This is a genomic window from Calditrichia bacterium, assembly GCA_020634975.1.
In the GTDB taxonomy this organism is placed as follows: domain Bacteria; phylum Calditrichota; class Calditrichia; order RBG-13-44-9; family J075; genus JACKAQ01.
In genome coordinates, this window is record JACKAQ010000001.1 from 3393155 (window position 1) to 3413280 (window position 20126).

At 48.2% G+C, this 20126-nt stretch carries 18 protein-coding genes; 13 read left to right on the plus strand and 5 right to left on the minus strand.

Annotated features, from left to right (window positions below):
* Positions 1–80: 80 nt before the first annotated feature.
* Together H6629_13645 and H6629_13650 are read right to left on the minus strand one after the other, a co-directional pair.
* On the minus strand, positions 81–1226 hold the full coding sequence (locus H6629_13645) for a hypothetical protein (protein MCB9068839.1): 1146 nt from the start codon (positions 1224–1226) through the stop codon (positions 81–83).
* Between the two features lie 140 nt (positions 1227–1366).
* The gene (locus H6629_13650; protein ID MCB9068840.1) at positions 1367–2428 is read right to left on the minus strand and encodes a hypothetical protein; all 1062 of its coding nucleotides are present in this window, start codon (positions 2426–2428) and stop codon (positions 1367–1369) included.
* Positions 2429–2699: 271 nt separating this feature from the next.
* On the opposite strand from H6629_13650, the gene H6629_13655 reads away from it, so the two are divergent.
* The 4 genes from H6629_13655 (at position 2700) to H6629_13670 (ending at position 4930) form a co-directional block, all read left to right on the plus strand.
* Complete coding sequence (locus H6629_13655; GenBank protein MCB9068841.1) at positions 2700–4028, plus strand: 3-hydroxyacyl-CoA dehydrogenase family protein; 1329 nt, start codon at positions 2700–2702, stop codon at positions 4026–4028.
* Positions 4029–4159: 131 nt separating this feature from the next.
* Positions 4160–4393 (plus strand): hypothetical protein, encoded by a 234-nt coding sequence (locus H6629_13660; GenBank protein MCB9068842.1) that lies wholly within the window; start codon positions 4160–4162, stop codon positions 4391–4393.
* Complete coding sequence (locus H6629_13665; protein MCB9068843.1) at positions 4393–4593, plus strand: hypothetical protein; 201 nt, start codon at positions 4393–4395, stop codon at positions 4591–4593. The genes H6629_13660 and H6629_13665 overlap by 1 nt, the downstream gene beginning before the upstream one ends.
* 19 nt (positions 4594–4612) lie before the next feature.
* Positions 4613–4930, plus strand: coding sequence for a hypothetical protein (locus tag H6629_13670; protein MCB9068844.1), 318 nt, complete (start codon positions 4613–4615; stop codon positions 4928–4930).
* 184 nt (positions 4931–5114) lie between these two features.
* On the opposite strand, the gene H6629_13675 is transcribed toward H6629_13670, so the two are convergent.
* Positions 5115–5252 (minus strand): hypothetical protein, encoded by a 138-nt coding sequence (locus H6629_13675; protein ID MCB9068845.1) that lies wholly within the window; start codon positions 5250–5252, stop codon positions 5115–5117.
* Here H6629_13675 and H6629_13680 point away from each other — a divergent pair.
* The 9 genes from H6629_13680 to H6629_13720 all read left to right on the plus strand — a co-directional run bounded on the left by H6629_13680 (position 5251) and on the right by H6629_13720 (position 17528).
* Positions 5251–5451, plus strand: a complete 201-nt coding sequence (locus H6629_13680) for a hypothetical protein (protein MCB9068846.1) — start codon at positions 5251–5253, stop codon at positions 5449–5451. The two genes, H6629_13675 and H6629_13680, sit on opposite strands and share 2 nt — an antisense overlap.
* Positions 5452–5488: 37 nt before the next feature.
* Complete coding sequence (locus H6629_13685) at positions 5489–5887, plus strand: hypothetical protein (protein ID MCB9068847.1); 399 nt, start codon at positions 5489–5491, stop codon at positions 5885–5887.
* A gap of 211 nt (positions 5888–6098) precedes the next feature.
* The gene (locus tag H6629_13690) at positions 6099–7319 is read left to right on the plus strand and encodes a T9SS type A sorting domain-containing protein (protein MCB9068848.1); all 1221 of its coding nucleotides are present in this window, start codon (positions 6099–6101) and stop codon (positions 7317–7319) included.
* Between the two features lie 105 nt (positions 7320–7424).
* Positions 7425–8336, plus strand: a complete 912-nt coding sequence (locus H6629_13695; GenBank protein MCB9068849.1) for a hypothetical protein — start codon at positions 7425–7427, stop codon at positions 8334–8336.
* Between the two features lie 152 nt (positions 8337–8488).
* Positions 8489–10144 (plus strand): cytochrome C, encoded by a 1656-nt coding sequence (locus tag H6629_13700; GenBank protein MCB9068850.1) that lies wholly within the window; start codon positions 8489–8491, stop codon positions 10142–10144.
* 175 nt (positions 10145–10319) lie between these two features.
* Positions 10320–12269: a hypothetical protein gene (locus tag H6629_13705; GenBank protein ID MCB9068851.1), complete on the plus strand. Its 1950-nt coding sequence runs from the start codon at positions 10320–10322 to the stop codon at positions 12267–12269.
* Between the two features lie 182 nt (positions 12270–12451).
* Positions 12452–14074, plus strand: a complete 1623-nt coding sequence (locus H6629_13710; protein ID MCB9068852.1) for a hypothetical protein — start codon at positions 12452–12454, stop codon at positions 14072–14074.
* A gap of 148 nt (positions 14075–14222) precedes the next feature.
* Positions 14223–16148: a cytochrome c3 family protein gene (locus H6629_13715; GenBank protein ID MCB9068853.1), complete on the plus strand. Its 1926-nt coding sequence runs from the start codon at positions 14223–14225 to the stop codon at positions 16146–16148.
* Positions 16149–16193: 45 nt separating this feature from the next.
* Positions 16194–17528 (plus strand): NAD(P)-binding domain-containing protein, encoded by a 1335-nt coding sequence (locus H6629_13720; GenBank protein MCB9068854.1) that lies wholly within the window; start codon positions 16194–16196, stop codon positions 17526–17528.
* A gap of 54 nt (positions 17529–17582) precedes the next feature.
* Here the strand turns inward: H6629_13720 and cydB are convergent, their stop codons facing one another.
* Both cydB and H6629_13730 read right to left on the minus strand, forming a co-directional pair.
* Complete coding sequence (gene cydB, locus H6629_13725; protein ID MCB9068855.1) at positions 17583–18620, minus strand: cytochrome d ubiquinol oxidase subunit II; 1038 nt, start codon at positions 18618–18620, stop codon at positions 17583–17585.
* Positions 18621–18623: 3 nt separating this feature from the next.
* Positions 18624–20003, minus strand: a complete 1380-nt coding sequence (locus H6629_13730; GenBank protein ID MCB9068856.1) for a cytochrome ubiquinol oxidase subunit I — start codon at positions 20001–20003, stop codon at positions 18624–18626.
* Between the last annotated feature and the right edge of the window lie 123 nt (positions 20004–20126).

The following is a 20126-nucleotide window of genomic DNA, read 5'->3' on the forward strand; positions in this document are numbered from 1 at the left end:
TATTATCGTGATTTATTAATATTTCATAACCCACTGGGTCAGTTTTTTTATCGGTTCGATCACAATGCTCTCAACTGTTTTTAAAAACTCGTTGCCAGGCTTAAAATTGCATATCTGGTTCGTAAGGCATCCGGCAGATAGGGCGTGGTAAATTGGTCCTCGACAAAAAAACCGTTGGTTGAATGAACTTCTAACTTTATCACAATATTCGATGAAAATGTGTAGTTCAACCCGACACCAAAATCTTCATGTATTTTGCGGCTAATTTTTTTACCAAGTGGCACAATTCCCAGATCATAAGTGACAATAAAATCTTTAAAATCAACAACTTCGTATTGGGCATTCAGAACAAAATTGCTCCAGATATTTACGCCGGATTGCACATAATAACTGTTCATGTAAAACGGGGAGTTGACGACGGATATGATATTATCTTCCGCCCGAACCAGAAATCGATCAAAATCACCCTCCACAGAAAACAAATAACTTGTCAGTGATGGCGCTTTGATGCCGGATAGCAACTCGCTAAGCCCATTTTCCGTATCGCCGAAATAGCCGCTGAAGCCAAAACGCAACCCATCAATGGGTGTCATTAGCCACGCCTGACAGCCGAAAGCTTTTTCAATATCAACTGTTTCGAGCTTTACTGAAAGCTCGTTCGATAAAATGGGTGCAATCAAAAGCCACTCCAGCCAACTCCATTGCCCTGCAAATACATCGCTGCGGAATCTCCAGCCTTTACCAAGTTTTGTAGAGTAGCCAAAAACAATGCCGTTTACATATTCTCCGGAAGCACGCGATTCTGAGTAAACCGACGATGGCGCCCGGTAAAACGGCAGCAAAACGCTAACATCACGCAACTCGTTATAAATGCCCAACGGCATTTGAACTTTGCCAAATTTGAGAAAAATTTCCGGTGAAAAATGATGTTCGAAAAATCCCCAATCCAGTTCCACATCATCTGCTTCCGATTGTGCTGGGTGTTTACCGAGACGTTTGTGGGCGATTTGCACGATCAGGTTGTTTTTTGGATCGATGTCGTATCGAAATTGTAAAGCCAGATTGCGGTAATCGCTGGAACCGGATGTCGGAATTCCGAAAATCTGGTGCTCGTCGCTAATGGCAAATCCTTGCGTCAGATGTCCAAAAACGCGCAGCTTGGATTGACCGGATATGTTCGCCGAAAGTGCAATCAAAAGCGTTGAGATGGTTAACAAATATTTCATTCCGCATAAACCCCATTCCGTTATTTTAAACCGCTTCTCATCTATTATCGAGACTTAAATGGTTTTCATGATCAAAAAAATCGACCGTTTTTTGTTATAAAAGTATCGGTGTAAATTATTGGTTTACCGGGTTTATTTGGTTAAAATCCGGTTGCCAGGCTTAAAATCACAAAATTAGTTTTTAACGGTTTATCCAGATACGGGTTAACGAAAACGTCTTCGTACAACAATCCGCGGGTTGTGTGCGCTTCCAGTTTCATCACAAAACCAGCCGAAAAAATGTAATTCAGTCCGATGCTGTAATCCCTGTGCAGTTCGCTATCCACATGTCGTTTGGGTAGAATTTCCCGCAGGTAAAACGGTACGATTATGTTTTTTGAATCGATCGATTCAAATTGAGCATTCAACACAAAGTTGTTCCAAAGATTAAAGCTGCTTTGCAAATAATAATTTTGTAGGTAGAATGGTGAGCCGGATACCGCAATAATATTTCCTTCCGCACGAAAAACCGCAGCATCGAAATCATATTCAAAAGATGCCAGATAATTTCCCACAGTCGGATTTTCCACCCCGGAGAGCACATTCAGCCCAAAACCATTTTTTGTGACGCCGTAATAGCCGCTAATGCCGGTTCGCAAGCCTTCAAGTGGGGTGTTTAACCATAATTGGGTGCCCAAAACGGATTCAATATCAACCCGTTGTACGTTGGTTTTAAAACCGTTTCCCAACGGATTTTCTATATTTGCCCATTCTCCCCACCGGAATTGCCCCGCAAAAAAGTCGCTGCGAATGCTCCAGCCTTTTCCGATGGGAAATTGTATTCCGAAAACCACCCCTTCAATGGCTTCGCTGGAAATACGGGATTCGGTATAAACCGAGGAAGGCACGCGGTAAAAAGGGATGAGTACACCTACATCGCGAACCTCGTTGAAAATACCCAGCGGCAGTGATACTTTCCCGAATTTGATGTAGCTCGAAGGCGTGGGGCGGTGTTCAAAAAATCCCCAATCCAGCTCGATATCCCTCGTGATCTCCATCAGCGGGTTTAAACCGAGCCGTTTGTGGGTGAGCTGAACGATAAAATTGTTAGATTCGTTGACATCAAAGCGAAATTGCAGTGCGATATTCTGATAATCAGATGTGCCTTTCGATGGAATACCATAAATCTGGTGGTGATCGCTGATTGCGAATCCCTGAGTCATGTGTCCGAAAACCCGGAGTTTGGACTGGCTATACAGCGGATTACAAAGCAAAAGAGCGAGTAAAAGTTGTGAAATTCGTAATTTTATCATGACTCAACCGGTACTTTATAAATTTTTCAAACATTTGTACCAATACATAATCGTGTCTTTCAATTGAAAATTAAGATTAGAATTCAGGTTTTTGCATTGTTCCATTTCCATTGATTCACCACCTGCGAAATCTTATATTGGCCACATATGACGCGACATATACGTTAAACAGGAGGTAATTATGGACTTGACAAAACAGATGCAACGGGTAGCGGTTGTCGGTGCTGGCGGAAAAATGGGCAGCGGTATTTCGTTGCTTTTGGCGCAGGAAATGACCCTGCAATCGCTGCAATCGGAGCATGTTGGCACAAATTTTCAATTAGCATTAATGGATATCAGCGCAGATGCGTTAGATGGATTGCAACAATATCTCGCCAAACAGACGAACAAATTTGCACAGAAAAATAGCGAATTGCTGACGGAATACTTTCCCGGTGATGATGCGACATCAATTGCAGAAAAATTTGTTGCAAAAATGCAATCGCTGCTGCGCCCGGTAACCGATTTATCGGAAATCAGCAATCAGCAAATAATTTTTGAAGCCGTATTGGAAAAACTGGATCTGAAAGTCAATATTTTCAATCAGTTAAAGCAATCCAATCCGGATGCGTATTTCATGAGCAACACCTCCTCCATTCCCATTCACGAGCTGGATGCGATTGTCGGAATGGGTGGGCGGATCATCGGTTTCCATTTTTACAACCCACCGGCAATCCAGAAGCTGGTGGAGCTGATTATCCCGGAAAAAGTGGATCCCAAACTGCCGGAGCTTTCCAAAGCGATCGGTAAAAAACTGCGCAAAATCATTGTGCCATCCAATGATATTGCCGGATTTATCGGGAATGGGCATTTCATGCGCGACGGGTTGCATGGCATTCATGAAGCCGAGCATCTAATGAAAGAAGGCATGAGTTTCCCGCAGGCAATTTATACCGTCAACCGCATCAGCCAGGATTTTTTGCTGCGCCCGATGGGCATTTTTCAACTGATTGATTATGTGGGTCTGGATATTTTCCAGAGCATTTTGAAAATTATGAACCCGCATTTTCCCAAAGAAACGCTCCACAGCCGGTTGATCGACGGGCTTGTGGCAGCCGGTGTAAAAGGCGGGCAATTTTCCGATGGCAGCCAAAAAGATGGTTTTCTGAAATACGAAGGCGGCAAAGTTGTGGGTGTTTACGACAATGCTCAACAAAAATATTTGTCGATACATGAGGGGCGCTGGCAGGAAGTTATCGATTCGCAGATTGGCGAACTGCCGGAAAGCCACGAACCGTGGAAAACTTTGCTCAAAGATGTAGATCGCGATGGGAAATTACAGCGTTATTTTAGCGATCTTTCCGAAAGCCGGACGCTGGGTGCCAAACTGGCGATCAATTATTTGAAACATTCCAAATCGATTGGTGAACATCTCGTAAGCTGTGGCGTTGCCGACAGCGCGGATGATGTGAACAGCGTTCTGATGAACGGATTTTTCCATCTCTACGGACCGGTGAATTCGTTCGTTTAATTCCAGAAGTTACAATTTTTTTACGTTCAGAAAAGGCAGGGCAAAACCCTGCCTTTTTTGTTTTTGAGAGTTTATGCGAATTTTGTAGATTTACAGATTCACCAAAAACTCAACAAAAGGATACCGACCGGATGAGTTGGTTTATTGGCGCATTTCCAAACGGAAACGGGATAATTTCCAAAGAATTCTTTTTGCAAAAAACAGCGTTTTTGCCCGAACACCGATTGAAAATTTGCACCAAACAACTTTGCCTGATTGCCGGTGGCATCGCAGAAACTTGCCAGTTTTCTGTTGCTGCGGATGAAACATCCGGCTGGTTGCGGCAGGTGTTGGCATTCATTTTGTCGATGGATTGCCAACATTGATGACCGGCGCAGATTGGTCAACTGTTTTTGCCGGAGCTGAGACGGATTTGTCATCGCTCAACGGGCATTTTGCCGCAATTGGCTGGCAAAACCGACGCATCCGTTTTTTCACTGATCCGCTGGGGTTGCGCAACATTTTTTCCGGGAAATTGATGGCGTCATGTGGTTTGCAAGTCGCATCGACTGGTTGGCAGGTATAAAAGCGGTTGCAAAATCGAATTGGAAACATTCAGTGCGCACTGGCTGTTGATTAATCAATTGTCGCAGGAAAGCGGTGTAACCGGTGTTCGGCGGCTTTGCCAGGGCGGTATCGCAACGGCTGAACCGGGAAAGTTCACGCTGACAAACCACGAATGGTTGCCGGATAAATCGCAAAATTTTTCCGAAAAATCGATGCCGGATTTATTGCGCGATTTTACTGTTTACGCTCGGCGGGGAAAAACGCTGTCGCTGGGGTTGTCCGGCGGGCTGGATTCGCGGGTGCTGCTGGCACAGTTGCTCAACCAACCGAAAAATGATTGGGCTGTACACCTTTAATGTTCCGGAGCACCCGGATCGAAAGATTGCCGGTAACATCGCTTCAGCATTGGCATCCCGCAAACGGTAATCCCCGCTTTTTCCCCGATACCGAAAAGATTTTTGAAATACTAAAAAACTATGTTGGGCAAACTCGATTGTCATCGCCGGCATCTGGGTTTGTTAATGTTCAATTTACAGCTATTTACACCACCTCGGAAAAATCGTTATCGATGGCGGTTCGGGCGAAATTGCCCGGCGACGCTATCTGAACATGCTGCTGCTGCGGGGTAAAACAGCGCTGCTGAATGGCAATGTTTCGCAAATTTTGCCGTTTTTGCATGTGCATCGCGCCAATATTTTACTGCGAAGTTCAGTTACAACTGGAAAACAGCCTTGCTGGCGAACTGGAAAATGTGTGGTCCCAGATGCCAGATATCCGGCATTTTGGTGTGGAAAACTGGCTGGATTTGTTCGCCATCCGCACCCGATTTCCCAATTTTGCAGCCTGGAGCAAAGCCGGTCAGATAGTGAACTGGTGAATTTCATGCCGTTTGTGCAACCGGCATTTCTCCAAAAATGTTCGAGACACCGGTTCGCGAACGGGATAACGGGCGAATGTTCCGCAAAATTATCCGCGAAAATTATCCATCGCTGACCCGTTTTTCACTCGTGAAAGATGGCATCGTTTATCCGTATCCGTTTAAAACCATTTCTGCATCGCTGTGGATGAAAGGAAAACGCAAATTTGGGAAAGTGTATGTCGAGCAAAATACAATTCATTTGCTAACTGCGATTGAGCCACAAATTCGCGGTTTGCTGGATTCCGCAACGGTGCGACAGAGTAATTTTTATGATTATCAGATGTTGCAACAGATTGTTGATGGGTTTTACAGCGGCGATCAGCGCCATGCCAAAGCTTTGGATTGGTGGCTGGCTTTCGAGCTGTATCGGCAGCAAATTGAGCAAACAATGTAATGCATATTTTGCACTTTGGCGCAAAAAGGTAATTTTTACATCATTTTCCGCAACAAAATTTCGAATCAATTTTATTCTCATAAACATTTATTTATAAAGCAATTAGCGGCATGCTTTTTTGTGCCGGAATGTTGTGGCATGTCAATTGTTTTAATTAGAGCATACTAATTTTTTTAACGGTAAAACTATTGCTAAATTTTCGGAGGCTCTTTTGAAACAATCTTTGACAGGAAACATTTTCCGGATGTTCAGTATTTTCTGCTGCATTTCTTTGCCGATGGTTGCCCAGGTTTGGACAATTCAAAACAGTGGCGTATCCGATCAGCTCAAAAGCGTTCACTTTGTCAGCAATTCTGAAGGCTGGGTTTGCGGCGATAACGGGGCATTGTTGCACACGGTAAACGCCGGTGAAACATGGTCCCGCGTTGCGGTTTTCAGCAGTGATCTGCACGAAGTTGCGTTTTTGGATGCGCAAACCGGCATCGTTTCCGGTGATGACGGGGCAATTTTGCGCACAACCGATGGCGGCGCAAACTGGAGCATTGTTAATAGCGGCACCAGTTCGCAATTGCGTGGCTGCGGTTGGGGTGCGGATGGCATTGCCTGGGCAGCAGGTCGTGATGGCGTGTTGCTAAAATCGACAGATTTTGGAGCAACCTGGACCCTTCAGCAAAGCGGCACAACCAACCGGATTCGCTCGATCGTGGGATACGGCAGCACTCACGCATGGGCAGTCGGCAACGATGGATTGATTCGCAGCACAGCAAATGGCAACAGTTGGGCAGCCCAAAACAGCCCGGTTTCGGACAATCTCGAAGATGTTCAATTTATCAACACCAACGTGGGATTTGTTTCCGGCAGCGGCACAGTGCTGTTTACCGATAACGGCGGCGCAACCTGGGCAGTTCGTGGCAGTGGCGTCAGCGGCGAAACCAACGGATTGTATTTTACGGACGAATCCAACGGCTGGGTTGTGAATGAAATGGGGCAAATTTTCCACACAACCAACGGCGGCGTAACCTGGGCAACAGAAACAACCGGCACTTCCGGTATATTAAATGATGTGTTTGTTGCAGCCAACGGCGCTGGTTGGGCGGTTGGCGATAACGGCGTCATTTTGAAACATGCGCCACTCACCGGAATTGATGATGAGCCGGAAACCGCCGTTCGCGAAAATAAACTGGCTCAAAATTACCCGAATCCGTTCAATCCCGCGACAACAATTGCATTTAATTTGGCCAGTTATCAAAAGGTGCAATTAACCGTTTACAACATTGCCGGTCAACAGGTGGCGGAATTGATCAATCAACCGTTGATTGCGGGCGCGCATTCGGTTACCTTTTCCGGGGAAAACTTGCCTTCCGGGGTTTATTTTTACGAACTTCGTGCCGGCAGTTTTAACGAAATTAAAAAAATGATGCTGGTGAAATAAACCGGTCGATTATTTATGGAACAATATTTGCAAATCCAAACATGGTAACGTAATCCGGTGACACTTTGTATACCGGATTAACGGTTTTAATAACGATTAACAACAATGATGCAGCCTGTGAAGAATACGCACACGAAAACCCAACGCGACTGGTTTAAAATTGGTTTGAAAATAGTTTATGTAATTTCGTTATCAATTTACGCATACTATTTGATAGACGGATTGGGATTTTACCAACTACCGTTTCAGGAACGTCCGCATCACGAGGCATACCGGAATTTGCGGTCCGCCGGATTGCGCGGGCACGGTTTTGGCATTATCGGTTCGCTGATGATGACGTTGATGCTCCTGTATTCTGTTCGGAAACGAACCAACTGGTTTGGCAAATGGGGCGCGATCAGCCGTTGGTTGGATGTGCATATTTATCTCGGGATCATGGGACCACTACTGGTCATTTTGCATACTACCTTTAAGTTGAACGGCATTGTTGCGGTTAGCTTCTGGTCGATGATCGCGGTTTCCGGCAGCGGAATTTTGGGGAGATATTTGTATTTGCAAATTCCCCGGAACCGGCGCGGAGACGAACTCAGCCTGAAAGAAATTGAATCGCTCGATCAGGAATTTTCGGAAGAACTTTCCCGCGAACTGGGGCTGAAAAACGGTAAGCTTGCCCGGCTTCAGGAAATTGCCGGTGTGCAAAATGTAAACAAAGATGCCGGGTTGTTCAGTTTGCTGATGGGCATGCTCCGGTTCGACCTGTTCAGCTTTTTTCGTAAATACCGGCAGCAGCGGATGTTGCGGAAAGAATTCCAGCTGGACAGCCAGCAATTGAAAGCCGCAATCGAAATTTTGCATCGCAAACAATTGCTGGAACGCCGGATTTTACTGCTCAATCATGTTCAGCGGCTGTTCCATTATTGGCATGTGTTTCACAAGCCATTCGCGATTTTAATGTTTCTGATCATGATTTTACATATCGGCGTGGCAGTTTGGTTGGGTTACACATGGATTTTTTGACGCACTTCCGACAGCAGTGGACTCGGAGCGAACTCGAAGGGCAGATGCTAATTTTCATTTTCTTTATCAACGTTACGTAAAAAGGGAGTTTGACCATTCAATCAGCATGCATCTGGCAGCACATATTTTTTCGGTTTTGGCGAATCGTTTTTTTGTGGAATGTTTTTGCAGCAACCTTCGCAATTGCGCAGCTTTCGCCGGGCGATCTGCACCAGTCTCACGCCAAATTAGAGGGGTTGAGCAATTGCACCAAATGCCATTCCAGCGGCGCACAAATCGATCTGGGAAAATGTCTCGATTGTCATAAATTGCTAAAACAGCGCATCGATTCGAACAAAGGGTTGCATGCCCGACCGGATTACAGTGATTGTGTCCACTGCCACAACGACCATCACGGCAGAGATTTCGAAATGGTATTCTGGAAAGAGGGACAGGATAATTTTGACCATGATTTGACCGGTTACCGGCTGGAAGAAAAACATGCCGAACTGAAATGCCGGGACTGCCATAAACCCGCCAATATCGCCGATCCGCAGCCGTTGCTCAATCAGGATAAAAATCTCGAACGCACATTCTTGGGATTGCAGCAAGCCTGTTTAACCTGCCATGCGGATGAGCATCGCGGGCAATTGGCGGAAGATTGTCTGAAATGTCACACCTACAGCGGTTGGAAACCTGCCAACCGTTTTGATCACGACAAAGCCAAATTCCGGCTGACCGGATTGCACCGGGATGTAAAATGTGTCGATTGCCACAAAGAAGAGCGTGATAATCGCACAGCGGACGACCCGACATTTGCCCGGTTTACGGGCATCGCATTTCAGAATTGCACAAACTGCCACGAAGATGTGCACCGGGGACAATTCGGACAAAATTGCCAAAAATGCCACAGCACTGCCGGCTGGAAAAAGCTGCTTGCCAATGCGGATTTCAATCATAATTTAACGCGATATCCATTGCGCGGCAAACACGCCACAGTTGCCTGCGAAAGCTGCCACAAACCCGGCATTCCGCGTCGCGGATTGGCATTTGCCAAATGCACCGATTGTCACACAGATTTTCACCTCGGGCAATTTGCGGCACGTCCCGGCGGCATCGCCTGCGAAAATTGTCACACTGTCAAAGGGTTTTCTCCCGCGAACTTTACGTTCGACGATCACGCCAAAACGGATTATCCGTTGGAAGGCGCGCACCTTGCCATTCCCTGCATCGCCTGTCACGCGGGCACGCCAAACGGGCGTGGCAGTTCGCGATCAATGTTGCGGATCAACCGGTTTACCTTTGTGTCCACCAAATGCATCGATTGCCACAAAGACCCGCATTTCGGCGAAACCAAACGCTTTGTGGATATCAACGGCTGCGAAAGCTGCCATCGCGTGGATAGCTGGCGGAGCATCGAATTCGATCACAGCCAAACCGATTTTGCACTGCTCGGCAAACATAACAGCACTGGCTGCATTCAATGCCACGTTCCGGCTGCGGAAACATCCGGCGGCAAAAGGATTCCGTTCCAGAATATGGCGCAGAATTGCCAACACTGTCACGCGGACAAACACAACGGTCAGTTTGTTACCACATTTGTTTCCGCCGGAAAAGAAATTCGAGGTACTGATTGCGCCCGGTGTCACGGCGAAGAAAATTGGCAACCGGTGAAATTTGATCATAATCGCGATTCCAAATTTTCGCTCGAAGGCGCACACGAAAAAGTTGCCTGCGAAGCATGTCACATGACTGTTGCGGAAGCGGACGTCACTTTCCGGCAATTTAAACCACTCGGCAGCGAGTGTTCGGATTGCCACGGCGGGTGAGAGTTGTGGACGCCGGGGACACCCGCATTCGCAGAGGCAGCAGTAAAGCTTTTTTGTCATTCCTGCGAATGCAGGAATCTCCCGGTTATTTCTTCGGGTATCATTTTATTTTTTTTCATAAGTTTTAATAAACTACTGTAAATAAACAAAATAGCACATAAAACAGAAGTGCCGAATGAACAAATGGATTAACATCATCGCTGTGGTTTTGGGGTTGGCGCAAATGGTTTTTGGGCAAGAAAATGTGCAGAATCCGCAGAGCAATGTGCAGAATCCGCACGGCAAAATAAAATGGGAATGTGTGGATTGCCACACTACCGAATCGTGGACGGAAATGAAAGACCCGATGGTTTTCCGCCACGAAGCAACCGGTTTTGCGCTGGTTGGCGCACACAAAATTACCCAATGCATGAGTTGCCACGAAAGCCCGAAATTTGCCGAAGTCGGTGCTGCCTGCGCCGATTGCCACACCGATGTGCACCAGGGTGAATTTGGCATCAATTGCCAGAGCTGCCACACTGCGCAAACCTGGGAAAACCGGATCGACGTTCGGCAATTGCACGCGGCTCGCGGTTTTCCGCTATCCGGTGGACATGCAGTTGCGGATTGCCAAAGCTGCCACATCAGCGAACAGCGCAACGAATTTGCCGGTACCGCAAGCGCCTGTTTTTCCTGCCACATCGCGGAATTTAACGAAACGGTCGATCCAGATCACCAGCAAGCTGGATTTTCGCTGAACTGCGAAAATTGCCACCAACCCGCGGCAATCGCCTGGAATCAGAATGTGCGATTTGATCACTCGATTTTTGAATTACGCGGCGCCCACAAAACCACCGAATGCGCGGCATGTCACACCGAACAATTTACCGGAACGCCACGCGAATGTTTCGCCTGTCACGAAGCGGATTTCCAGACAGCACAATTGCCCGATCACATTTCGCTCGGTTTCCCAACCGAATGCGCTGAATGCCACAACGAAACGCGTTGGCAAGGCGCTGCATTCGATCATATTTCCGCCAGTGGATTTCCTCTGAACGGTGCGCACAGCACGATTTTCTGCGCCGAATGCCATGTGGACAATCAGATGACCGGATTGCCGCGTGATTGCTTCGGTTGCCACAACGATGATTATCAGGAAACCACCGATCCCAACCACGTTCTCGGAAATTTCCCGCAGGATTGTTTGGTTTGCCATAACGAATTAACCTTTGTTCCGGCAGATTTCGATCACAATTTGACCCAGTTTCCGCTTACCGGCGCACATGCGACGCTTCAGTGCGAAAGCTGCCACGAAACCGGCGATTTCACCGCGTTGCCAACGGAGTGCTATTCTTGCCATCAACCGGATTTTGAGGGCACAACCGATCCGGGGCATGTGCAAAATAACTTCAGTTTCGATTGTACGCTTTGTCACAGCACTTCCGCATGGGAACCGGCGACGTTTGACCATAACGCCACCGATTTCCCGCTGACCGGTGCGCACATCGGGCTGGATTGTTTGAGCTGCCACAGTTCCGGGTATGCCGGAACCCCAACCGCCTGCGTTTCCTGTCACGAAGATGATTTTCAGGCGACGACGGATCCCAACCACATCGCTGCTGCATTTCCGCTGGAATGCGAAGTTTGCCACAGCACGGTAGCGTGGGAGCCCGCAATATTTGATCACGATAACACAGATTTTCCGTTGACCGGTGCGCACACCGGTGTGGATTGCAACAGTTGTCACGCCAGCGGATACACCGGCACGCCGACAGCATGTGTCAGTTGCCATCAATCCGATTTTGACAACACAACCGATCCCAACCACATTGCGGCAAACTTTCCGGTTCAGTGCGAAGTTTGCCATAGCACCACCGCATGGGAGCCGGCAAACTGGAATCACGATCAGCTGTATTTCCCGATTTACTCCGGCGAGCACCGCAACGAGTGGGATACCTGCGCGGATTGTCACCTCGACCAGACCAATTTTGCCACTTTCGAATGCATTTTCTGTCACGAGCACCGCCAATCGGAAATGGATGACGAGCACAACGACGTGAACAACTACGTTTACGAAAGCACCGCTTGCTACAATTGCCACCCGGACGGCCGGGAATTGATGCAATTGGATCGGATGCGTAATTAGTTTTCAAAGCAAAAAACAAGTTGAAAGATATTCAAGAAATAACGCCACGGAGACACAGAGTGCACAGAGCATTGAAAATAAATAACTTAAAAAGCCCTCTGTTTTCTCTGTGTCTGTGGTTTCGCAAAATTTTTTAACGTTTACTCAGAAATAAAATTTTTACCCAAAGCAAGGTTTGCAAAATGAAACAGATGTTGAAAATCGCAATTGCGCTATGGCTCGCATTCACGTTGTTTGGCGTGTCGGCGCAGGAAAAAACCACCCGGTACGAGGTTCGCTATGTTTCTGCGGAAAATGTATATCTTGCGGCGGGCAGCCAGGTTGGGCTGGCGATTGGCGATACGCTGGAAATCCGCGATCGCGGTAAAATGATTGCCCGGGTGCTGGTCACTTACGTTGCGGAACAATCGTCGAGCTGTCAGATTTTGACCGCCACAGGCGAAATCCGTCCGGGAATGGGCGCGGTTTTGACTGGCGCAGCGCCGCAAACCGAACCCGGTTTACCCGGTGAAACGGAATCCGGCGACGTATCGAACGAAACAAAAAAGCGCACCGTCACTGTCCGGACAAAACAAAAATCCCAAAAATCCACCGATCTCAGCGGCAGCATTTCGCTGCGCTATTACACGCTGAACGATCTCACCGAACGCAATCTCGATTTTAAACAGCCCACATTTCGGATCAATTTGCGGGCAAAACGGTTGTGGGGAAAAGATTACACACTGCGCATCCACACCCGCACCCGCCACGATGAGCGCACCCGTGCCTATCGCGAAGACGTGCCCAAAAGCGAATGGCGCAACCGGATTTACCAGTTTGCACTCGGTTACGAAAACCGCGATGCCCGGGTAAATTTCCGGCTCGGGCGCATCACCACCAACCGGCTGAGCGGCGTTGGCTACATCGACGGATTGCAGTTGCAATTCAACCTTTCGCCATCGGTTGATGTGGGAATTTTGGGCGGCACGCAGCCGAACTGGCGCGATTCTGCACCGCAAACGAATGTTCAAAAAGCTGGTGCATTTCTTCATTTTCAAAACGGCGAGATGCGCGGTCGCTTTTTCGAAACGACCGTTGCCGCCGCCGGCGCGTATGCGGATGGCGTGGTCAGCCGGGAGTTTTTGTACTGGCGTAGCAATTTTCGTTCGCCGGGCGGATTCAGCTTTTTCCACATGCTGGAAATGGACATGAATCGCAATTGGCGAAAAGAAAAAACCGGCAAAAGCGCGGTGCTCTCCAATCTTTATCTGTCCGCGCGGCAGCGTATTTCCGATGCGGTTACTGCCGGCGTTACTTTCGATAACCGGCAAAATTACTGGACTTACGAAATTCGCACATTGGCAGACAGTCTGTTCGACGATGCGCTCCGAACCGGATTTCGCGGCAATCTTTCCGTTAAATTGCCCGGCAGGATTTACGTTTTCGCCAACGGCGGTTTGCGCAAAATTGAACGGGATAATGTTACCACAACCTCGTACGCTATCGGCTTGAATCGCAGCGGATTGCCCGGCAACACATCGCTGCGGCTGAACGGCTCCGGTTTTTCGAACAAGAATACCAACGGCACGAATATCGGCGGCGATATCGGCAAAAGCTTCTCCGCCGGTCACCGGATCGATATCGGTTATTCGCGCTACGCCTATTCGTTCGATTGGGACGGCATCAATCGCGTGACCGATACGTACAGCGCGCAAGCCTATTTGATGCTGCCGGCACGGCTGTTTTTCAGCGGGCTGTATCAATACGATCTGGGCGATGATATCGAAGGTTTCCGAATGTATCTGGAATTCGGGTATCGTTTTTAACCCGAATTTACGTAAATTGCTGAAAATTATGGAAACAGCATCTTCTCTACGAAGAACCGCATGAGGGGATATTTATTATAGATTTGATACTAATCGCGCAAAATGACGGCTCATAAATTTTGTGCAAAGGCGTGATGGGAAGATAAACATGCGTTGGGCAGCGGTTATTCTGATTGTTGTCGTTTGGGTTAGCAATGGTTTTTCGCAAAATAATTCAAACAATCCCCACGGGAAAATCAAATGGGATTGCATCAATTGCCACACAACGGATTCGTGGACAACGTTGAAAAAGCAAATGGATTTTGATCACGATGACACCCGGTTTTCGCTGGAAGGAGTGCATCAAACCACCGATTGTATGAGCTGCCACACCCTCAAATTTGCCGATGCAACCCGCGCTTGCCTCGATTGTCACACAGATGCACACGAAGGCAATTTGGGCATGTATTGCCAGAATTGCCATACACCGCAAAGCTGGAACGATCCCCAAAATATGTTGCAAATTCACGCTGAACGGGGATTTCCGTTGTCCGGTGCACATGCGATTTCCGATTGTCAGTCCTGCCACACAACCGAGCTGTTCAACGAGTTTTCCGGCACCGCGAACAGCTGTTTCACCTGCCACATGGACGATTTTACCCAAACCGAAAATCCAGATCACCAAAGCGCCGCATTTTCGATGCAGTGCGAAACCTGCCATCTTCCCGCTGCCATCAATTGGCAGCAGAGCGTGCGATACGAACATCCGCCGCAATTTGCTATCAACGGTGCGCACCGCTCGCTGGACTGCGCCGAATGCCACAGCGAAACCTTTGCCGGAACGCCGGATATGTGTTTCGATTGCCATTCAGAAGCGTTCCGCAGCGTAGAAATGCCTGACCACGCGGCGATGGGTTTCCCGACTGAATGCGCAGTTTGCCACTCGGAAAACGGTTGGCAGGGTGCCGCATTCGATCACGTTCAGGCCAGCGGATTTGAGTTGAACGGCGCACATGCGATTGCCCAATGTGTCGATTGCCACGCCGATAACCAATTGGCAGGATTGCCGCGCGACTGTTTCGGCTGCCACGAAACGGAATTTCAGGAAGCGCTGGAACCAAATCACGTTGCCAATAATTTTCCGATGGAATGCCAAAATTGCCATGTGGAAGTTGCCTGGCAGCCCGCCACATTTGATCACGATTTGACGGATTTCCCGCTTTCCGGGGCGCATGCGACAATCCAGTGCGCGGATTGCCACGAAAATGGCGAATTCATCGCGCTGCAAACCGACTGTTACGCCTGCCATCAGATTGATTTTGAAAACGCTAACGAACCTGATCATGTGGCAAATAACTTCAGTGTTGTGTGCACGGATTGCCACACAGATCTCGCGTGGGAACCGGCGACGTTTGATCACAACGCGACAGATTTCCCGCTGACCGGTGCGCATGTTTCGGTGAACTGCATCGATTGCCACAGCGCTGGTTACACCGGTACGCCGACAGCATGTTTCGCCTGCCATGAAACCGATTTTCAAAACACAACCAATCCAAACCACGTTGCTGCGGGGTTTCCGCTGGAATGCGAGGTGTGCCACACTACAACAGAGTGGCAATCTGCAACATATGATCACGACCAAACAGGCTATCCGCTAACCGGGGCACATAATTTGCTAACCTGTAATGACTGTCATTCGGGCGGTTATTCCGGCACACCGACGGTTTGTGTGGGTTGCCATTTGGATGATTATCAGGGCACAACCGATCCGGATCATGCGGCAGCCGGATTTCCCACAGAGTGCGAAACGTGCCACAATACCACAAGGTGGGATCAGACAAACTGGAATCATGATCAGTTGTATTTTCCGATTTACTCCGGGGAGCATCGAAATGAGTGGAATACTTGCGCCGACTGCCATGTGGACCAGAATAATTTTGCGGTTTTCGAGTGCATTTTCTGCCACGAACACCGTCAATCAAAGATGGATGATGAACACGATGGTGTAACCGGTTATGTTTACGAAAGCGGTGCCTGTTATGCCTGTCACCCGGATGGTCGCGAGCGAATGCGACTGGAGCGCATCAGGCAATAGTTCAATTGAGGATAAAAGGAGTTTAAATTTCAAACGATGGAATCTATGATTATTTATTTAGCAACAGCGGCTTTGGCTGTTATCATTTTTATACCTTATTTTGTCAAATTTCGTAAAAAACAACATGAAAATTATGAGCGCCGGAAAGAGGCTGAAACGCTGGGTGTAATTCGACCGCAGTCGCAATTTCCACTAATTGACCAGTCACTGTGCATCGGTTGCGGTTCCTGTGTACTGGCCTGTCCGGAAGGTGATGTTTTGGGTGTAGTGCACGGCAAAGCCATGATTATCAACGGTTTACGCTGTGTTGGTCACGGGCATTGCGAAACAGCTTGTCCTGTTGGTGCCATCAAAGTCGGGCTTGGCGACATCACCACCCGCGATGATATTCCGGTTCTGGACAGCGGTCACCAAAGCAATGTACCCGGATTATATGTTGTTGGAGAATTGGGTGGGTTATCGCTCATCCGGAACGCCATTGCCCAGGGGCAAAATGCCGTTCGGGAATTGGCCAAAACGTTGCCGGCCAATCGTGATCGTACCATTCGGGATTTGCTGATTGTAGGTGCAGGCCCGGCAGGATTGACCGCAGCACTCACCGCCAAAGAGCAGGGGTTGAATTATCTGTTGATTGATCAGCAGGAACCGGGCGGCACCATTTTGCAATATCCCCGACGCAAATTGGTGATGACCCAGCCGATCAATATACCGCTTCACGGGCGGCTCGACAAAACAGAATACACCAAAGAAGATTTGCTGGAAATCTGGCAGCGAATTATCAACAAACATCAATTGAATATCCAAACCGGTGAGCGGCTGACCGGGATAAATCCGGTTGGTGATGAATTTGAATTGGTCACCCAAAACAACTCTTTTTATGCCCGAAAAGTAGTGTTGGCGTTGGGCAGGCGCGGCACACCGCGAAAATTGGGCGTGCCCGGTGAGAAAATGTCCAAAGTCGCCTATCAGTTGATCGATGCGCAATCGTATCAAAATGCCCATATTTTGGTGGTTGGCGGCGGCGATAGCGCTGTCGAAGCTGCCATTGCCCTGGCTCGCCAAAAAGGAAATATCGTTTCCATTTCCTATCGCAAAAATAAATTTTTCCGCATCAAAAAGAAAAACGAAGATCGCATTATGCGATTGATAAAAGAGAAAAAAGTGCTGCCGTTGTTCGAATCAACGGTATTGGAAATAGAGCCGGATCGCGTGATTTTGCAGCAAGATGTGGAAATGTTTGAGATCCCCAACAATTATGTTTTTATTTTTGCCGGCGGAATTCCGCCGTTCAAAATGTTGCAGGAAATGGGTATCCGTTTTGGCGGCGAAGCCAAAACATTTGCGCCACCGGTAGCTGTTCCGTCGGGTTTCAGCAACTAATGCATCGCGGAGGAGAGAATACGCCGCAAGTTTTATGCTTCGACGGGGCGGCTTTCAATAACTCGCCTCATCCAACTTCACTTTTCCGCTGAACGTTTTGTAAACGAAAATGGTGTAGCCCGCAACCAGCGGCGCACCGATGGCCACAATGGTCATCATAATTTCCAGCGTTTTTTGGGAAGACGCCGCATTGTACACATCAATATTGTACGCCGGATCGACCGTGGACAGCAGGATATTCGGATACAACTCGATGGCGGAAAGGATCAGCAAAAAACTGATGGTCAGCGATGAAAAAATGAATGCCTGCAAAAATTTGCGCTGCGATGCCAGTCGCGGCAAATTGGCGATGCTCAAAAACGCCAGTACCGGCAGTAAAAAAAGGATCTGGTTCGAGCGGAAATCGTCGGACAAATGCGGTATGTAAAGCAATGTATAAAGCGTTGTAATACTGAAAGTTACGATAAAAAATATCATCGCGTATTTTTGCAGTTCGAGCAACTGTTTGTAGAGTTTGCCCTCCGTTTTCAGCAGCAAATAAATCGCGCCATGCGACATAAACAGCGTCAGCGATGTCAGCCCGACCAGAATCGAATACAAATTCAAAAATTCAAAAAAACCGGCGCCCTGATACACATAATCCGGGCCGATGGCGATACCCTGCAACACATTCCCCAACACAACGCCGAGCAAAAACGCGAGCATAATGCTGGAAATGGAATACGAAACGTCCCACATTTGCCGCCACCAGCGCATCGGTTCTTTGCTGCGAAATTCAATCGAAATTGCGCGAAAAATGATGAACAGGAGGAACAGCATAAACGGCACATACATCGCGGAAAATAATGTTGCGTACACCACCGGAAATCCCGCAAACAACGCGCCGCCGCCGATAACCAGCCACACTTCGTTGCCGTCCCAAACCGGTCCGACCGCGTTCAGCGCAATCCGCCGGCTTTCCTCTTTTTTGAAAAACAAATGAAATGCGCCGGCGCCAAAATCAAAACCGTCCAAAATGGCGTATCCGGAAAACAGCGCCCCGACCACCAAAAACCACCATGTGGGATAATCTATACCAAATAATGTTTCCATCGTTTATTTTCCAGTTAAAATGGTTGTTATTCCTTTAGTTAAAGGTCTGTCTTCAATTTCTGATTCATCGAACGGGCCGTGTTTGATTTTTTTATCGAGCAGATATAAAAATAGCGCAAACAATAACGCGTAAATCAGGAAAAACATGATCAGTGAAAACAGAACCTGGTTGGCGGTTACCGATGCCGAAAGTGCGTCCGATGTGCGCAGTAATCCGTAAACGACCCACGGTTGCCGACCCATTTCCGCGGTAAACCAACCGACCTGATTGGCAATCTGCGGCAGTAGCACCGCGAATACGAATATTTTGAGTAACCATTTGTTTTCGAATAACTTACCGCGCCACAGCAGAAAGCTGGCCAGCAACGTTAGCCCGATCAGCGCCATCCCGATTGCCACCATAATATGATAAAATTGGAACACCGCATTCACCTGCGACGGGCGATCTGTTTCGGGAAACGCGTTTAGTCCGGTCACCGGTGCGGTGACATCGAAATTCAGCAAAAACGATAAACCGCCGGGAATTTTCAACCCGGTAACTTCCTGATTTTCAGCATCCACCCAGCCAAAAATATACAGGTCAGCCGGGGCGCTGGCATCGAAATGTCCCTCCAGCGCCGCCAGTTTTGCGGGTTGGTTTACCGCAACGCCTTCCGCCGATTTGTGTCCGGTGAACAGTTGTCCCAGCGAAAAAATCGTGGCAACAACCAGCGCAATGCTGAACGCTTTTTTGGAAATTTCGACATATCGCCCTTTCAGCAAATAGTAGGCATGAACGCTCAGCACCAAAAATGCGCCGGCAAGAAATGCACCCAACCAAACGTGCAGCAGCCTGTCCACGCTGGACGGGTTGAACACCATTGCCCAAAAATCGGTGATTTCCGCGCGGGCGCGAATGCCTTCACCAACGATGTGAAATCCCGCCGGCGTTTGCTGCCAGCTATTTGCCACGACAATCCAGACGGCGGAAAACATGGAGCCGAGAAATACGCCGATGGTCGAAATGAGGTGAACTTTCGGTGAAACGCGGTTCCAGCCGAACAGCAGCACCCCGAGAAATCCGCTTTCCAGCGCGAACGCAAAAATGCCTTCGGCCGCCAACGCGCTGCCGAACACATCGCCCACATATCTGGAATAGGTTGCCCAGTTGGTGCCGAATTCAAATTCCATTACAATTCCGGTAACTACACCAATGCCGAAAGTTAACGCGAAAATTTTCGTCCAGAAACGGGCGAGAATTTCGTATTTTTTATCTTTCGTCCGGACGTACTGGCTTTCGAAAATAACCATGAGCAACCCCAAACCGATGCTCAACGGCGGGTAGATATAATGAAATGCCACAGTAAATGCAAACTGGATTCTGGCTAATATTTCTACATCCATTTTATGTATCCGTGAAATGATGTTTAACTTTGGGAAATTAAGCGCTTCAAAATTACCCGGAAATCCGCTGAAAAAAGCGGTTGAAATTACAATTTTCAGCGATATGTATCCTGATACGCAACA